The organism is Pseudomonas sp. P4_C3 (assembly GCF_056402075.1).
The window spans coordinates 1-894 of sequence record NZ_JBFUIC010000704.1 but is presented as its reverse complement, the minus strand read 5'-3'; the positions used below and the strand labels follow the sequence as shown (position 1 = coordinate 894).

Sequence of the window (894 nt, the reverse complement as noted above, 5' to 3'; positions counted from 1 at the left end):
GCAGTACACCGGTTTGCCAGCGGCAAGCGCGGCCATGGCCATCGGGTAGTGCAGGTGGTTGGGGGTGGTGATGGCGATCAGGTGGACCTTGGGGTCGTCGATCAATTGCTGCCAGTCGCCATAAGCCTGCTCAAAGCCCCAGGCAGTGGCGCATGCCCGGGCACGAACGGGATCGGCGTCGGCCAGGGCGGCGAGGCGAAGCGTGAAGGGCAGTTCGAATGCTGCGCTGACGTTGCGAAAGGCCAGGGCATGGGCACGACCCATGAAACCCGTGCCGATGAGTCCGATTCCGAGTTCGCGCATGACAGGATCCTTTGGTTTTTGTTTTCAGGAAACCCGTTTATAGAATAAAAATTCCTTTTCATCAATTATGGAATAAATATTTACATGTGGCCGCTGAGCGCTCGCGTGCAAGTGTGGGAGTTTTTCGCTGCGCGCGGCGCCGTAACGCCAGTGTCTCGGTCAGTCTTCGAACCCGACCTGCTCGTGAATCTCATCGACTTTCAATTCCAGTCGATAAGCCACGGCGATAAACAGCGCCTGACACAGGCACAAGGTCGCACTCAACGAGCGGAAGGCAAACGAGCTGCCTTCGTTGACCAGCAGCACGGTGTTGGCGCGCTTGGCCAAAGGCGAAAGGTTACTGTCGGTGATGATCAGGGTTTTCGCCTGATGATGCTGGGCGATGCGCAGGCAGTGCTGGGTTTCCTTGCCGTACGGCGTGAAGCTGATGGCGATCACCAGGTCATTGGCGCGCACGCTGCGCATCTGCTCGCGGTAACTGCCGCCGAGCCCCGATACCAGGTGGATGCGCTTGTTGGTGTGTTGCAGGTTGTAGACCAGGTAATCGGCCACCGCGAACGAGCGGCGTACCCCGACCACGTAGATGTTGTC

Annotated in this window: 2 protein-coding genes; both read right to left on the bottom strand. The window is 58.7% G+C overall.

The window, feature by feature from the left end; genetic code table 11:
• Window positions 1-303 (bottom strand): Gfo/Idh/MocA family protein (locus tag AC1DVH_RS31915; protein ID WP_477757140.1); only part of this gene is annotated, 303 nt, incomplete at its 3' end.
• Between the two features lie 159 nt (window positions 304-462).
• Window positions 463-894: MurR/RpiR family transcriptional regulator (locus AC1DVH_RS31910; RefSeq protein ID WP_477757139.1), on the bottom strand; the 432-nt coding region annotated here is incomplete at its 5' end.